The following is a 15,183-nucleotide window of genomic DNA, read 5'->3' as shown; positions in this document are numbered from 1 at the left end:
TCTGCGCGCGGCTGCCGAGGGTGCGGCCGGGGATGCTCAGAGGCGGGTCCACTTCTGGTTGGCGCCGCCGTGGCAGGTCCAGATCTGGATCCTGGTGCCGTTGGCCGTGCCGGCGCCGGAGACGTCGAGGCACTTGTTCGCCCCGAGGGCGGTGATGGTGCCGTCGGCGTTGAGGCGCCACTTCTGGTTGTTCTGGCCGTTGCAGTCCCAGATGATCACCGCGGTGCCGTCCGCCGTGGCCGCGCCGTTGACGTCCAGGCACTTGCCGCCATAGACCCGCAGCTCACCGCTCGCGGTCGCCGACCACTGCTGGTTGGACTGGCCGTTGCAGTCCCAGATCTGCGTCTGCGCGCCGTTGGCCTGGGAGGCGCCGCTGACGTCCAGGCACCGGCCCGACCCCGCCCCCTTCAGCGCGCCCGTCGCCGGCGGATCGACCGTCGGGGTGACCGTGGGAGTCGGCGTCGGACCGCTGCCTCCGAACTGCGCGAAGAAGTTCCACACCACTGGCCTGGTCCAGGAGTTCTCGCCGGGTTCGAGGTCACCGGACTTCCCGTCGACCGGGCCGGGGGTGTGACCGGCGTCGAACGCCGCCCACGCGACCGGGTAGCCGGCCCGGCACCCGGAGTAGGAGGTGACGACGTGTGTCAGGCTGCCCTGCGCCGGCTCCGGCGGGTTCTGGGGGGTGCAGCCGTTGTTCCTGACGAACCTGTCACGCAGCGACCGGCCCGCGGAGATGTTGAGCACCGGGTCCCTGAGGCCGTGCAGCCCTATGTACGCGATGGGCTCGGTGCCGCCGCTGCATCCGCTGAGTTGCCCGCCCGAGTAGACCGCCACCGCGCGGAAGGTCGTCGCCCGGGCGCACGCGAGGGCGTAGCTCATGCCGCCGCCGTAGCTGAAGCCCAGGGCGAAGCGCTGGGTGGTCTCGACGCAGAGGTCCGCCTCGATCCGCCGGATCATGTCGTCGACGAAGGTGATGTCCTCGCCGCCGGAGTTGGCCCAGCCGTTGTTGAGGCCCTGGGGCGCGACGAAGATCGCGGTGTTGTTCGACAGTGCCCTGAGCCCGTAGTAGGACCAGGGATATCCACTGGTCCCGCCCGAGTCGACGTCGTTGGCGGTGCCGCCGTTCCAGTGGAACCCGAAGATCAACCGGTAGGGCGTCGTGTTGGTGTAGTTGTCGGGGATCCGCAGGATGAAGGTGCGATTCCTTCCGCTCGTCGTGATCGATTGGGGGCCGCTTCTCAGCGTCGGGGACTTGCCGCATCCCGCGGTGCCCGCGGCGGCGCTCGTCCCGGTGGGCGACGTGGTCGCGCTGTTGCCCAGCGCCGCCTGCGTCACGCCGAGGACGAGCAGTGCCGCGGTCGCGACAGCGGTGAGAAGCGCTCTGTGCCGCGACATCACCCGCGCTCCTTCGCCGTTCTCAGAGGGACACAGGTCAATGGAGGAGCCATTTCTGCCGCCTTTCTGATGTTAGCGCTCACAACACCGCGATGATCGGAGGTCTCCGTTCTTCCGGCCGGCTGGAGGGCGATGGTGCAGCGGAGCAAATATGACCGTGGCGGGACCTGTCAAGCGGCTGCCTCCCGAGGTTCACGGGGCCTCGCCGCGAGAGGGCCGGCGCTCCGGCGGCTGGCCAGGGGAGGCGGTCGTGGTCACCGTCGGCGCGCTGTCGTGAAACTTTCACCGCCCGCGTCGAATCGTTTCGCATCGGTCGAGCCGGCGGCACGGCCGTGGGGCGGCGGGCTGGACCGACCGGTCGGATGTGCCGGCGCTAGCGCCGCAGCCGGACGGGATCGGCCGGTCCGCTGCGGCGTACCAGCCACGCCTCGGTGATGTGCTGGAACATCGCCGCCGCGGCGCCGTCGGGGTCGTGCGCGGCGATGCGTTCGTAGATGCGGCGGTGGCCGAGGTTCGACGCCACGCACAGGGCCCGCTCGGTCCGGCCCATGTACCGCGCGGTGTTGATGACCTGGCTCTCCAGGGCCCGTACGACGCCGCGAGCGATGCGGTTCCCCGACGTCTGCATGATCGTGTCGTGGAAGGCGCGGTCGCTGTCGGCGTACGTGACGGGATCGTCCACCAGCTCGTCCATGCGGTCCACCAGCGCGCGCAGCCGCTCCACCGTGTCCGGGCCGGCCAGGCGGGCGGCGACGTTGGCCATGTCGGACTCCAGCACGCGCCGCGTGACGACGAGGTCGTCGAGGATCGCCAGGCTCTCGTCCTCGGCGATCGTCGCGGCGAGGACGAGCTCGTCGAGCATGTCCCACATCGCCGGGGGGTTCACCATGGTCCCGGCGCCTTGGCGGACCTGGACCAGCCCCTTCTCCTGCAGGACTTTCACGGCCTCCCGGACGACGGTGCGGCTCACGGAGAAGGCTTCGCACAGCGCGGGCTCGGGGGGCAGCGCCGTCCCGGGCGGGTGCACGCCACGGACGATGCGCTCCACCAGCTCGGCCGTCACCGCTCGCGCGAGAGTGGCCGGGCGTCGTACCCAGGCCGGTGGCGCCGGGACACCGCCGGCGGCCTCCTGCGATGCCGTCATGTTCCCCTCCGGTGGCCTGCGGCACAGCGCCGACCACCGCGCCAGTATACGTGCCTACTGTTGACGTAAGACGTCATACGAGTTACGTTTCGGCCGGTAAAAGCTCGGCCGCTCTCGGAAGGTGAGCAGCTATGCAGCAGCGAGTGTTGTGGTCGGCCGTGATGGTCGCGGCGCTGGTCCTGGCCGGCTGCGGAAGCGCGGCCCGGCCGGCTTCCCCGTCCGGAGGCCCCCAGCAGGAGCAGCGGAAACTCGTGGTCTGGGACTGGAAGTCCGGTGAAGCGGCGACCGCCACCTACGTCGAGAAGGTGAAGGCCGACTTCGCCGGGCGGCATCCCGGCGTCACCGTCGAGTTCGTCGCCCAGCCGTTCGACCAGTACTACACCCTGCTCGGCACCGCCGCCCAGTCCAGGAAGGGGCCCGACGTCATGCTGTTCAACGGCGGCGGGCAGATCCGCGACCGGGTCGACTCGCTCCTGCCCCTGGAGCAGCACGTGGCCCAGGACAGGAGCCGGCTGGCGGGCTGGGACGCGTTCACCAAGGACGGCAAGATCTACGCCGCGCCGGTGACCCTGCAGGGCCACCCGATCTACTACAACAAGACGCTCTACGAGAAGGCCGGCCTCGACCCGGCCAACCCGCCCAGGACCTGGGACGAGTTCGTCCGCGCCTGCTCCGCCGTCAAGAAGGCGACCGGCGCCGCGTGCCTGGCACTCGGCAACAAGGAAGGCTTCGGGATCCAGTTCTTCATGTCCGGCCTCGGCTCCGGCATCCTGACGCCACAGGAGTACGACGACTGGATCGCCGGGAAGCGCGACTGGAGCTCTCCCCACGTCAGGCGGATCTTCGAGCTGTGGAAGGAGGCCGGCGACAAGGGGCTGAACAGCGACGGGGCCAACTCCACCGCGATGTTCACGGACGTCTTCAGGGTCTTCGAGAGCGGTAAGGCCGCCCACATCATCGGCCTGATGTCGGACGTCGGGCACTGGAAGGACTTCGGCGAGTTCCTGCCGCCCGACAAGCTCGGCGTCATGCGGGCCCCCGTCGTGACCGGCGGAGCCACCCCGAGCCTGCCGTACGACGGCGGCATCGGCTACGCGGTCGCCCGGTGGACGAAGGACCCGGAGCTGGCCGCGGACCTGGTGCACTCCCTGACCTCGGCCGACGCCCTGGCCGCCTTCTCCTCCGCGGCCGGCGCGATCAGCTCGGACACGACGATCGACGTCTCGCGGGCGGGCCCGGCCGTCGCCGCGATCGTGCCCGAGATCAGGACCGGCCGGCCCGCCCTGCACGTCGCGCTGTCGGCCAAGACCCTGGACCTGATGGGAAGGCTGTCCCAGCAGCTCCTGAGCGGGTCGGCCACCGTGGACAAGGCCGTGGAGCAGTTGGCTGCCGCCGACCGGGCGGGTTGATCGCGTGCCGCTGCGAGGTTCGTCGCCGTTGGTCCGCCCGGCCGGCTCCGGACGGGCCGACGGCGCGGGGACGAAGCAAGGCGGAGGGGGCGGCCCGGCCACCCGGACCGCCTCCCGTGGGGCGCGCGCCGAACGCCTCGCGCCCTACGTCCTGGTGGCCCCGGCCGTGCTGATCCTCGTGACGCTGCGGCTGTGGCCGCTCGTCCTGGGAGTCAACTACTCCTTCACGGGTGACGGCGCGGACAACGGGACCCCGGTCGGTCTGGGCAACTACCTGGAACTGGCCGGCGACCCGTTGTTCCGCACCGCGCTGCGCAACGTCGGGCTGCTGGTGCTGCTGCTTCCCGTGGCGGTGGCGATCCCCGGCCTGCTCGCGACCTTCATCTACCTGCGCGTGCCGGGCCACCGGGTCTACCGCGGCGTCTACTTCTTCCCCGCCGTGCTCTCACCGGTGATCGTCGGCGCGATCGTCAATCTCATGCTCGGGTTCGACGGCCCGGTGAACGCCGCCCTCGGGACGGTCGGCGTCGGCCCGGTCGACTGGCTCGGCGACCCGGGCATCGCCATGTTCACGGTCACCGGCGTGCACGTCTGGGCGACGTTCGGGATGGCTCTGGTGGTGTTCCTCGCCGGGTTCAGCACCCTGGACGCGTCGCTGCTGGACGCCGCCCGCGTGGACGGCGCGTCGCTCGGCCAGGTCGTCAGGCACGTGATCATCCCGGGCCTGACGCGCACCATCCAGTTCGTCTTCGTGACCACGTTGATCGGGATGCTCACGTCCATGTTCGGTCTGCTCTTCGTCATGACCAGCGGGGGTCCGGAAGGATCGACCTACCTGCCGGAGTACTACATCTGGCACCAGCAGGGACAGCTGAACCGGCCGGCGCTCGCCTCGGCCGCGTCGACCGTCCTCTTCGTCGTCATGCTCGTGGTGGGGCTCGCGCAGATCACCCTGCTGCGCCGCGCGGGACGGCAGGACTGATGCCGGGCATGCGTCCGGCCAGGTGGGCGGCCGCCGTTCCGATGGCCGTTCTCGCGCTGGTGACGGTCTATCCGCTCCTGTTCACCGCGAACGTCGCGATGAAGACCCGGCGCGAGTACGTCCTCGACCGGTTCGCCCCGGCGGGTTCCCTGCGCTGGGACAACCTCGCGGAGGCGTGGGCCGGCGCCGGAATGGCGCGGTACTTCGCCAACTCCTTCGTCGTCGTGGCGTTCGCCGTGGCACTGCTGTTGCTGCTGGGCTCCATGGCGGGTTTCGCGCTGAGCCGGCTGCGCTTCCGCGGTTCGTCGCTGATCTACCTGGGCTGTCTCGCGGGACTGTTCGTCCCGTTCCAGGTGATCATGGTGCCGCTCACCAGGATCATGGCGGACACCGGCCTCGTCGACACCTATCCGGGCCTGATCCTGGCCTACGTGGCGCAGTTCCTCCCGTTCACCGTCTTCCTGATGACCAGCCACTATCGGACCATCCCGGCGGAGATCGTGGACGCGGCCAGGATCGACGGGAACACGGTGTACGGCGTGTACCGGCGGATCATGCTGCCGCTGGGCGTGCCGGCGCTGCTGTCGGTCGGCATCCTCGACATGCTGTTCTGCTGGAACGACGTGCTCATCTCCCTGCTGATGATGCCGTCGCCCGAGCATCGCACCCTCATGATCGGGGTCAACTCGCTGCGCGGACAGTACTCCGACGACATCCCGACCTTCGCCTCGGGAGTCCTGATCGCGGCGGTGCCCGTGCTGATGCTCTATCTGTTCCTTCAGCGCCAGATCGCCGAAGGCGTCACCGCCGGTTCCACGAAGGGCTGACATGCGGATCACGGGGTATAGGACCGCGACGACGATCCAGGAATGGGGACGCCCGGTCGGTGACGCCAACGGCGTCTTCGCCGACGGGACCGTCCCGGTGCCGATCGTCCTGGTGGACACCGACGAGGGCATCACCGGCGTCGGCCTCGGGCCGCACGTGCAGATCGACGCCGTGTTCGCCGCGATCGAGGGCGAGGACCCGCGCGGCGTGACGGCGCTCTACGACCGCATGCTGCGGCATACCTTCAAGGCGGGGCACGCGGGCGCCGTGTTCGGCACGATCGGCGCGCTCGACACCGCCCTGTGGGACATCAAGGCGCAGGCGGCCGGCGAACCGCTCTGGCGCCTGCTGGGCGGACGCGACAGGACGGTGCCCGCCTACGCCTCGGGCCTGGACATCGGCCTGACCGACGACGAGCTCGTCTCGGTCTACCGGGCCTACGCCGAGCACGGCCTGCGCGCGGCCAAGATCAAGGGCGGCCTGGACATCGAACGCGACCGGCGCCGCCTGACGCTGGTACGCGACGTCCTGACCGAGGCCGGGCGCGGATCGCGGCCGGGGCTCATGCTGGACGTGAACGAGGCATGGACCCGCAAGCAGGCGGTCCGGCACGTCTGCGAGCTGGAGCGCACCCTGGATCTCACCTGGATCGAGGAGCCGGTGCGGCGGTGGGACGCCGAGGGCCTGGCCGCCGTCGGCCGTGGCGTGCGCGCCTCGGTCGCCACCGGGGAGAACCTCACCGGGCTCGAACAGTTCCGTCCGCTGCTGGCCGCGGGGGCGGTCGACATCGTGCAGACGGCCGCGGTGTGGGGGGTGTCCCACTTCCTGCGGGTGTCCGCCCTGGCGCACGCCCATGACCTGCCGGTGAGCCCGATCGGCACCACACCGGTCGCGTTGCTGCACGCCGCGACGTCGGTGCCGAACCACCTGGCCAGCGAGCTTCAGGACCTGCGCCCGCCGTGGGGGATCTCGCTCGACCTGTACGTCGAGGACGGCTCCTTCGTGCTCGGCGACGCGCCGGGCCTGGGCATCACCCTCGACGAGCGCGCCTTCGACGCCGACCTCCCGCGGCCGGACGCCAGGGCCGCCGAGGGCCCGCACATCCGGCCGGAGCACGCCGGACGACGGCTGCTGGCGGTGGCCGACGGCTTCCGGCCGGAGCGGTCACCGGGACGGGACGGCGCCTTCCGCGACTGACCGGTGATGATGCGGGTCAGCGGTAGCCGGCGGCGATGACGTCGGCGTGGACGGCGTTCTCCACGGCGTCGGTGGGGTAGCCGGCGACCATGGCGCCTTCGTAGAAGGTGCCCGCGCTGAGGTTGGCGCCGCCGTCGGGCTTGCAGCAGTCGCCGCCGCTGCCCAGGATGACGGCCCCCTGCTTCCTCATCGGGCTGTAGCCGTTGGGGAGCGGGCCGTCGTACAGGGTGTACAGACCGCCGGACTGGGCGTTGCTGCCCTTGATGGCGAACCGGGATGTGCCGTTGTTCTTCAGCGTGGCGGTGACGAACTTGTGGGGGAAGGCCCGCTGGTTGGGGTTCCACGACTGGCTGCCGCCGGGGTAGAGGCCCCATTCGAGGTCGGCCTGGACCCACGGGCCGCCTCCCTGGCAGCCGCCGAACCAGCATTGGGTGCTGAAGTTGATGGCGTCCATGGCGCCGGCGGCGTCGGCCTTCCTGGTGGTCTCGCTGTTGCCGTAGTCGAAGCAGCAACCGCCGTTGACGTGCGTGCCGCTGGTCACCATGTACATGCCCTCGGGCGCGCTGCCCGTGGGGACGCCGGTCAGGTGGCCGTCCCGCCAGTAGCTGTTGCCGGGGTTGATGTAGAGGGAGTAGACCTTGGCGCCGCCGACGGTGAGCGACTCGGTCGTCGCGATGGCGGGCCTGCTCTGAGGGGAGCCGGGGACCACGCTGGAGCCCTGGTACCACAGGTCGTTGCCCCGCCCGGACTGGTCGTAGACGACCGTGATGACGCACGTGGTGGCGGTGCAGAAGGAGTCCTGCGCCGCGGCGTCGGCGACGCCGCCGGAGGTGCGGACGCCGATGTCGCGGGTCGTGTTGTCGGAGGAACGCCTGACCTGGTACAGGTTGCCGCTGTAGGAGCCGTAGAGCGCCCGGGTCGTGCTGTGCGCGGCCACGCACGGCGTGCCGCCCGAGGCGTAGATGTCGCACGGGCGCGCGCCGGACGGCGGCGGGGTCGGGGTGGGGGTCGGACTGGGGCCGGTTCCGGTGGTCCACTTCTGGTTGGCGCCGCCGTGGCAGGTCCAGATCTGGATCCTGGTGCCGTTGGCGGTGCCGGCGCCGGCCACGTCGAGGCACTTGTTCGCCCCGACGGCGGTGACGGTGCCGTCGGCGTTGAGGCGCCACTTCTGGTTGTTCTGGCCGTTGCAGTCCCAGATGATCACGGTGGTGCCGTCCGCCGTGGCCGCGCCGTTGACGTCCAGGCACTTGCCGCCGTAGACCCGCAGCTCACCGGAGCTCGTGGAGGTCCACTGCTGGTTGGACTGACCGTTGCAGTCCCAGATCTGCGTCTGCGCGCCGTTGGCCTGGGAGGCGCCGCTGACGTCGAGGCACCGGCCCGATCCCGCGCCCACCAGTGGCGTGGTCGCCGCCGAGGCCGGCGCCGACCAGGTCAAGGCTGTGGCGACGAGCGCCGCGAGCACCGCCGTGACGGTCGCGACGACGGCCGCCTGACGGCGCCGCCCACGCGGTGCACGGCCCGGTAAGGGAACGGAGGAAGGTCGCATGGGGGGTGCTCCTTGGGGGAGGGCCGCTCGGAGTCCGGTCGCCCTGTCGAATCGATTCGACGACACACGGGTCGGATGGGAGGGCAGACGGCGGTGTACGGCGAAGCACATACGACGGGCGGGCCCCTGTCAAGGCTCCACCCTGTGCGGACTCGGCGAGAGGCTCGCCCGGTGGCGCTCATCGGCCCGGCCCGCGCTCGGCCGGGCCGGGCCCCGATGAAACGTTCATCCGCCGCCCGCGCGGGCGCACGTCCCGGCCGGTTTGGCCCGCGGGCGGCGGGGTCAGTGGGACGAGAACAGGCGCTGCCGGATCTCCCGGCGGTAGTCGTCGAGCGTGTTGTCGATGTGCGTGGCGGCGGCCTGGGCGGCCGCTTCGGGGTCGCCGGCGCGGATGGCCTGGTAGATCGCCTCGTGTTCCTCGACGGCCTCGGCGGCGTGCCCGCCCACCGAGCCGCGCAGCCCGATGAGGCTGGACTGCGCCTGCAGCCGCCGCGCCTCCTGCACGGCGATCTGGAGGAACATGTTGTGCGCGGCCGTGGCGATGGCGGTGTGGAAGGTGTCGTCGCCCTCGTTGAACAGGTCTTCGCGTCCGGTCTCGAAGCCGTGGCGGCACCTGGCGGCCGCGTCCTCGATGGCCCGCAGCTCCGCCGGCGTGGCGCGGCGGGCGGCCAGCCGGCTGGTCTCCATCTCCTGCGCCCGGCGGAACTCGAACAGCATGTAGACGTGGTCCAGGTCGGTGGGCAGGAAGAAGGACGCCCAGCGCCCGGTGCCGAGCATCCCCTCGTCGTCGGCCACGTACAGGCCGCGCCCCTTCTGGGCGCGCACCCGGCCGAGCGCGGAGAGGATCTTCACCGCCTCGCGGACGACGGTGCGGCTGGTGCCGAGCTGCCGGGCCAGCTCGTTCTCGGTCGGCAGGCGATCTCCCGGGCGCAGGCGCAGCCGGACGATCAACTCCAGCAGCTGCTCCGCGGCCACCTCGTAGCCCGGCCGGTATCCGCTCTCGCGCGGGGCGTCGGTCACCGTGCTTCCTCCTCGCCGTTCCCCAGCAAGAGTATGACTGATCGGCGTGGCCCGGCCGCCGAAGAGCAGTGCCTGATCAGTAGCACACATGTGAATGATTCATCCGGAGATGATCGTCATGGACGGTCGCACCGCGGGGCATCGCCGCCGGTCAACGACGTGAACAGGATCACCGGGGGCAGAGTCCCGGTGTGCGCAGGGCGAGATAAGTGGGCTTAAGGGCTTGACGGGCATCAGCGCCCAGATCGTAATAGGGAGCGAGGTCCGGAGACGCGCTCCCTCCGGGACCTCCACGGCTGGATCGTGACCTGTGCACCCCTCCACCTCCCAGAGGAACCACCGTGCCATCTTCTTCGCCCGCCCGGGCACTGAGACCGGTCCTGACCGGCGTCCTCGCCGCGGTGCTGGCCGCGGCCTCCGCCCTCGTGGTCTCGGTCACCTCGGCCCTCGCGGCCACCACGACCCTGTACGCCTCACCCTCCGGCACCGGCACCGCCTGCGCCTCCGCCCAGCCGTGCTCGCTGTCCGCGGCGCAGGCGGCCGTGCGGTCGCTGAACGGCGCCATGACCGACGACATCGTCGTCGAGCTGGCCGACGGGGTGTACCGGCTCCCGGCGCCGCTCCGGCTGACCGCCGCCGACTCCGGGACCAACGGCCACACCGTCACCTGGCGGGCCGCGGCGGGCGCCCGGCCCGTCATCAGCGGAGCCCGGGCGGTCACCGGATGGTCACTGGCGGACCCCGGGAAGAACATCTGGCGCGCCGACGTCGGCACCGGGATCGACGCGCGGCAACTGTACGTCAACGGCGCCGTCGCCACGCGCGCCCGCACCCAGGTGAACCGGGCCGACTTCACCGCGACCAGCACGGGCCTGAGGTTCGGCAACGGCGCGCTGAGCTACCTCAACAACCTGGCCGACCAGAACCGGGTCGAGATGGAGAGCGTCGGCTCCTTCACCGACCGGTACGCGCGGGTGCAGAGCATCGGCGGCAACGTCATCACGATGCAGCAGCCCGGCTGGAACAACAACACCTTCGGGTACGACACCTTCACGCAGCCGCACCGGGCGGGTCCGCTGTACCTGGAGAACGCGTACGAGTTCCTGGACGCGCCGGGTGAGTGGTACCTCAACCCCGCGACCGGCGTCCTGTCGTACATCCCGGCGGCCGGCCAGACCATGAGCGACATCAGCGTCGAGCTGCCCGTGCTGCAGTCCCTGGTGAACGTCGGGGACACCTACGACGCGCCCGCACACCACATCACCTTCAGCGGGATCACCTTCACCGGTACGAGCTGGCTCGGGCCGAGCGGCGCCCAGGGCTACGCGGACCAGCAGACCGGCGCCTACATCGCGGGCGACTGGAACTGGCCCGCCGATCGGCTGACCTCCTGCCAGGAGGGCTGCCGGCAGTTCGAGGCCGTGCGGCCTCACTGGTACCAGATGCCCGCCGCCGTACAGGTCTCCGCCGCCCACCACGTCACCTTCACCGACTCCCGGTTCGTCAACCTGGGGCAGACCGCCGTCGGCATCGGCAACGACGCCAACGCGCACGCCAGCGGCGTAGGGCTGGGCGCGAGCGACATCACGGTCACCCGCTCCGAGGTCGCCCGCGGCTCGGCCGGCGGCATCCTGGTGGGCGGTGTGCGCGCCGACGCGCACCACCCCGGCGACCCGCGGATGACCAACCGGAACATCACGGTCACCGACAACCGGATCCACGACCTCGGCCTGGACTACCGGGGCGTCGTCTCGGTCCTGACCACCTACGTCACCAACACCGACGTGTCGCACAACGAGGTCTACAACATGCCGTACACCGGCATGTCGATCGGCTACGGCTGGGGCGCCAACGAGCCCGGCGGCAACAACCAGTACACCAACCGTGGTCTGTACGACTACCAGCCGCGGTACACCACGGCCACCACCGCGTCCGGCAACCGGCTCGTCGGCAACTACGTCCACGACGTCATGCAGCAGATGACCGACGGCGGGTGCATCTACACGCTGTCCTGGAACCCGGACGCCGTGATCAGCGACAACCACTGCCTGCGGACCAACGGCTGGTTCGGGGTCTACTTCGACGAGGGTTCCAAGTACTACACCGTCACCCGCAACGTGCTGTCGAACACCGGCACCTGGGCCACCGCCAACTACTGGGGCGGCGAGAACATGGGCAACTGGACCGTCACCGACAACTGGTCGACCAACGGCAGCACCAACGTCACCAACGGTGAGCGGGGCAACGTCGTCCGCGGCAACGTCACCGTCGGCAACGGCGCCTGGCCGGCGGGCGCCCAGGCCGTGATGGCGGCCGCCGGCCCCCGGACCGGCACGTCACCGCCGGGGAGCACGAGCGCGCTGAAGGGGGCGGGGTCGGGCCGGTGCCTCGACGTCAGCGGCGCCTCCCAGGCCAACGGCGCGCAGACGCAGATCTGGGACTGCAACGGTCAGTCCAACCAGCAGTGGACCTCCACGAGCTCCGGTGAGCTGCGGGTCTACGGCGGCAAGTGCCTGGACGTCAACGGCGCGGCCACGGCGGACGGCACCGCGGTGATCATCTGGGACTGCAACGGCCAGAACAACCAGAAGTGGCGCCTCAACGCCGACGGCACCGTCACCGCCGTCGGGGCGAACAAGTGCCTCGACGTGGCCGGCGCCGGTACCGCCAACGGCACCAAGGTCCAGATCTGGACCTGCCACGGCGGCGCCAACCAGAAATGGACCCGAGCCTGACGCCGCGGCGCTCCTTCGCGCGAAGCACGGCTCCGGCAACCGCGCAACGGCGCGCCCTTGCCCTGACTGGTCGTCGTATGTCAGGAAGGAATACCCATGTCCCGATGTCCGTGGCTGACCTTGCTCACCACGCTGGCGCTGATCACTCCGGGAGCCCTCGTGCTCACCGCCTCCTCGGCGGAGGCGCTGGTCATCCCGGCCTCCGACTACCAGCAGGTGTCGCTCGCCTCGGGCGGAGCGGAGCTGGGTGAGGCGATGTCGCTGGCGGTGCTGCCGAACCGGTCGGTGCTGCACACGGCGCGCGACGGCACGGTGCGCGTCACCGACGTCAACGGCAGCACGAAAGTGGCCGGCAGGCTCAACGTCTACACGCACGACGAGGAGGGCCTCCAGGGGGTGGCGGTCGACCCGGGCTTCGCGTCGAACCGGTACGTGTGGCTCTACTACTCGCCCCGGCTGAGCACGCCGAACGGCGACGCGCCGAGCAACGGCACGCAGGCGCAGTTCGACCAGTGGAAGGGCCACCTCAACCTGTCCCGCTTCACCGTGAAGCCCGACGACACGCTCGACCTGACCAGCGAGAAGGTCGTGCTGGAGGTGCCGAACGACCGGGGGATGTGCTGCCACGTCGGCGGCGACCTCGACTTCGACGCGGCCGGCAACCTGTACCTGACGACCGGCGACGACACCAACCCGTTCGAGTCGAGCGGCTACTCCCCGCTGGACGAGCGGACCGACCGCAACCCGCAGTACGACGCCCAGCGCTCCGCAGCCAACACCAACGACCTGCGCGGCAAGGTCCTGCGGATCAAGCCGCAGCCGGACGGCACCTACACGATCCCCGCCGGCAACCTGTTCCCGCCCGGCACGGCGAGGACCCGGCCGGAGATCTACGCGATGGGGTTCCGCAACCCGTTCCGGATGAGCGTGGACAAGGCGACCGGCATCGTCTACCTGGGCGACTACGGGCCGGACGCGGGCGTGACCAACGCCAACCGCGGCCCCAGCGGGCAGGTGGAGTTCGACCGCGTCACCGGTCCGGGCAACTACGGCTGGCCGTACTGCACGGGCACGAACACCACCAGTGAGACCTACAACGAGTGGAACTTCGCCTCCAACAGCACCGGCCCGAAGTACAACTGCGCGGGCGGCCCGGCCAACAACTCCTTCCGCAACACCGGCCAGGCCACGCTGCCCCCGGCCAGACCGGCGTGGATCCGCTACGCCGGCGATGCCGGATCACCGCCGGAGTTCGGCTCCGGGTCGGAGTCGCCGATGGGCGGCCCGGTCTACCGTTACGACCCGAACCTCACCTCGGCCGTCAAATTCCCGCAGGTCCTGGACGGGCGCTACTTCGCCGGTGAGTACGGCCGCCGCTGGATCAAGGCCATCGAGGTCAGGGCCGACGGGGGCTACGGGGAGATCTCCGCGTTCCCCTGGACCGGCACCCAGGTGATGGACATGGCCTTCGGCCCCGACGGGGCCCTGTACGTCCTGGACTACGGCGACGGGAGGGACAACCAGGCGCTGTACCGGATCGAGTACATCGGCCAGGCCAACCGCAACCCCATCGCCCGAGCCTCCGCCGACAGGACGTCGGGACAGGCTCCGCTGACGGTGAACTTCTCGTCCGCGGGCAGCTCCGACCCCGAGGGCGGCGCGCTGACGTACTCCTGGAACTTCGGCGACGGCACCACGTCCACGGCGGCGAACCCGAGCAAGACCTACACCGCGAACGGCTCCCGCACCGTCACCCTCACCGTCCGCGACCCGCAGGGGCTGACCGGAACCGCGAGCGTGAGCGTGGTCGTCGGCAACACCGCCCCGGCGGTGACGTTGACCACCCCGGCCGACGGGCAGCCGTTCGCCTTCGGCGACACCGTGCCCTTCCAGGTCGCCGTCAGCGACCCGGAGGACGGCACGATCGACTGCGCCAAGGTCACCGTCGCCTACTTCCTCGGCCACGACAGCCACCGTCACCAGATCACCTCCAGGACGGGGTGCTCGGGCTCCATCCCGGTGCCGGTCGACGGCGAGCACGACGCCGCGGCCAACATCTACGGCGTCTTCGAGGCCTCCTACACCGACCAGGGCGGCCTGACCTCCACCAGCGCCCGTACGCTCCAGCCTCGGCACCGGCAGGCCGAGCACTTCGGCGCCCAGCAGGGTGTGCAGACGGCCGAGCACGGCACCGCCGAGGGCGGCAGGACGGTCGGCTTCACCGACGACGGCGACTGGATCTCCTTCCAGCCGTACAACCTGGGCGGCGTCAGCAGGATCACCGCCCGGGTGTCGTCGGCGGGCGCGGGCGGCCGGATCGAGGTGCGGGCGGGCTCGGCCACGGGCACGCTGCTGGGAACGGTGAACGTCGCGAGCACCGGCGGGTGGGACACCTTCACCGACGTCTCGGCGAGCCTCGCCGGCGCGCCGTCCGGGACCACGACGCTGTACCTCGTCTTCCGCGGGCCGACCGGACAGGGCTACCTGTTCGACGTCGACGCCTTCACGCTCGACACCGGCACGTCACCGCCGGGGAGCACGAGCGCGCTGAAGGGCGCGGGGTCGGGCCGATGCCTCGACGTCAGCGGCGCCTCCCAGGCCAACGGCGCGCAGACGCAGATCTGGGACTGCAACGCCCAGTCCAGCCAGCAGTGGACCTCCACGAGCTCCGGCGAGCTGCGGGTGTACGGCGGCAAGTGCCTGGACGTGAACGGCGCGGCCACGGCGGACGGCACTGCGGTGATCATCTGGGACTGCAACGGCCAGAACAACCAGAAGTGGCGCCTCAACGCCGACGGCACCGTCACCGCCGTCGGGGCGAACAAGTGCCTCGACGTGGCCGGCGCCGGCACCGCCAACGGCACCAAGGTCCAGATCTGGACGTGCAACGGCCAGAGCAACCAGAAGTGGAGCCGCGTCTGAGGCCA

General features: G+C 70.7%; 10 protein-coding genes. 6 read left to right on the top strand and 4 right to left on the bottom strand.

Annotation, left to right across the window (positions count from 1 at the left end; translation table 11 throughout):
* Positions 1–36: 36 nt before the first annotated feature.
* Complete coding sequence (locus HTZ77_RS18215) at positions 37–1,395, bottom strand: lectin (RefSeq protein ID WP_175590772.1); 1,359 nt, start codon at positions 1,393–1,395, stop codon at positions 37–39.
* Between the two features lie 373 nt (positions 1,396–1,768).
* Positions 1,769–2,539: a FadR/GntR family transcriptional regulator gene (locus HTZ77_RS18210; protein WP_175590771.1), complete on the bottom strand. Its 771-nt coding sequence runs from the start codon at positions 2,537–2,539 to the stop codon at positions 1,769–1,771.
* A 131-nt stretch (positions 2,540–2,670) separates the two neighbouring features.
* Here HTZ77_RS18210 and HTZ77_RS18205 point away from each other — a divergent pair, with 131 nt between their 5' ends.
* From HTZ77_RS18205 to HTZ77_RS18190, 4 genes are read left to right on the top strand one after another with little or no spacing between them, the layout of a single operon-like run.
* The gene (locus HTZ77_RS18205; RefSeq protein WP_175590770.1) at positions 2,671–3,948 is read left to right on the top strand and encodes an ABC transporter substrate-binding protein; all 1,278 of its coding nucleotides are present in this window, start codon (positions 2,671–2,673) and stop codon (positions 3,946–3,948) included.
* A 28-nt stretch (positions 3,949–3,976) separates the two neighbouring features.
* Complete coding sequence (locus tag HTZ77_RS18200; protein WP_205302763.1) at positions 3,977–4,930, top strand: carbohydrate ABC transporter permease; 954 nt, start codon at positions 3,977–3,979, stop codon at positions 4,928–4,930.
* Positions 4,930–5,757, top strand: coding sequence for a carbohydrate ABC transporter permease (locus HTZ77_RS18195; protein ID WP_175590768.1), 828 nt, complete (start codon positions 4,930–4,932; stop codon positions 5,755–5,757). The genes HTZ77_RS18200 and HTZ77_RS18195 overlap by 1 nt, the downstream gene beginning before the upstream one ends.
* Position 5,758: 1 nt before the next feature.
* On the top strand, positions 5,759–6,955 hold the full coding sequence (locus tag HTZ77_RS18190; RefSeq protein WP_175590767.1) for a mandelate racemase/muconate lactonizing enzyme family protein: 1,197 nt from the start codon (positions 5,759–5,761) through the stop codon (positions 6,953–6,955).
* Positions 6,956–6,971: 16 nt separating this feature from the next.
* On the opposite strand, the gene HTZ77_RS18185 is transcribed toward HTZ77_RS18190, so the two are convergent.
* A complete protein-coding gene (locus tag HTZ77_RS18185) occupies positions 6,972–8,501 on the bottom strand; it encodes an arabinofuranosidase catalytic domain-containing protein (protein WP_175590766.1) in 1,530 nt (509 codons plus the stop codon).
* A gap of 282 nt (positions 8,502–8,783) precedes the next feature.
* Complete coding sequence (locus tag HTZ77_RS18180) at positions 8,784–9,521, bottom strand: FadR/GntR family transcriptional regulator (protein WP_205302762.1); 738 nt, start codon at positions 9,519–9,521, stop codon at positions 8,784–8,786.
* Positions 9,522–9,862: 341 nt separating this feature from the next.
* Here HTZ77_RS18180 and HTZ77_RS48245 point away from each other — a divergent pair, with 341 nt between their 5' ends.
* Both HTZ77_RS48245 and HTZ77_RS18170 read left to right on the top strand, forming a co-directional pair.
* On the top strand, positions 9,863–12,256 hold the full coding sequence (locus HTZ77_RS48245) for a ricin-type beta-trefoil lectin domain protein (RefSeq protein ID WP_175590764.1): 2,394 nt from the start codon (positions 9,863–9,865) through the stop codon (positions 12,254–12,256).
* A 96-nt stretch (positions 12,257–12,352) separates the two neighbouring features.
* On the top strand, positions 12,353–15,178 hold the full coding sequence (locus HTZ77_RS18170) for a carbohydrate-binding protein (RefSeq protein ID WP_175590763.1): 2,826 nt from the start codon (positions 12,353–12,355) through the stop codon (positions 15,176–15,178).
* Positions 15,179–15,183 lie beyond the last annotated feature (5 nt).

Source organism: Nonomuraea montanisoli, assembly GCF_013363975.1.
Classification (GTDB): domain Bacteria; phylum Actinomycetota; class Actinomycetes; order Streptosporangiales; family Streptosporangiaceae; genus Nonomuraea; species Nonomuraea montanisoli.
This window is presented reverse-complemented; position numbering and strand designations above follow the sequence as displayed.

Excerpts from the sequence above, each read along its gene's own strand:
- HTZ77_RS18185 (WP_175590766.1), bottom strand. The coding sequence starts at position 8,501 with ATGCGACCTTCCTCCGTTCCCTTACCGGGCCGTGCACCGCGTGGGCGG.
- HTZ77_RS18170 (WP_175590763.1), top strand. The coding sequence starts at position 12,353 with ATGTCCCGATGTCCGTGGCTGACCTTGCTCACCACGCTGGCGCTGATC.
- HTZ77_RS18215 (WP_175590772.1), bottom strand. The coding sequence starts at position 1,395 with ATGTCGCGGCACAGAGCGCTTCTCACCGCTGTCGCGACCGCGGCACTG.
- HTZ77_RS18210 (WP_175590771.1), bottom strand. The coding sequence starts at position 2,539 with ATGACGGCATCGCAGGAGGCCGCCGGCGGTGTCCCGGCGCCACCGGCC.
- HTZ77_RS18195 (WP_175590768.1), top strand. The coding sequence starts at position 4,930 with ATGCCGGGCATGCGTCCGGCCAGGTGGGCGGCCGCCGTTCCGATGGCC.
- HTZ77_RS18190 (WP_175590767.1), top strand. The coding sequence starts at position 5,759 with ATGCGGATCACGGGGTATAGGACCGCGACGACGATCCAGGAATGGGGA.
- HTZ77_RS18205 (WP_175590770.1), top strand. The coding sequence starts at position 2,671 with ATGCAGCAGCGAGTGTTGTGGTCGGCCGTGATGGTCGCGGCGCTGGTC.